This is a genomic window from Streptomyces sp. 4F14, assembly GCF_048159485.1.
Taxonomy (GTDB): Bacteria; Actinomycetota; Actinomycetes; order Streptomycetales; family Streptomycetaceae; genus Streptomyces.
Map to the genome: position 1 here is coordinate 1 of NZ_JBLRVY010000280.1, position 354 is coordinate 354.

Annotated in this window: 1 protein-coding gene and 1 pseudogene; both read left to right on the top strand. The window is 70.3% G+C overall.

The features are described 5' to 3' along the window. On the top strand, positions 1-95 hold a 95-nt coding region (locus ACLZOT_RS50715; RefSeq protein ID WP_416976084.1), incomplete at its 5' end, for a 2Fe-2S iron-sulfur cluster-binding protein. Positions 96-98: 3 nt separating this feature from the next. After that, positions 99-354: pseudogene (locus ACLZOT_RS50720) on the top strand (xanthine dehydrogenase family protein molybdopterin-binding subunit); the annotation flags it as partial.

Consider the following 354-nt stretch of genomic DNA (forward strand, 5'->3'; position numbering starts at 1 on the left):
TCCGCGAGGGCCTGGAAGGCAATCTGTGCCGCTGCACGGGCTACCAGAACATCGTGCGGGCCGTGCAGGCCGGCAAGACGGCGATGGAGGGCTGAACCATGAATGCACCCCAGGACGGCTTCATCGGCCAGAGCGTCAAGCGCCGCGAGGACGCGCGCTTCCTGACCGGCCGCGGCCAGTACACCGACGACATCGTGCTGCCGCGCCAGACCTATGGCGTCTTCGTGCGCAGCGCCTATGCGCATGCCCGGCTGAACAAGGTCGACACGGCCGCGGCCGCGGCGGCGCCCGGCGTGCTCGGCGTCTACACCGGCGAGCATTTCAAGGACGTGGGCGGCCTGCCCTGCGGCTGGC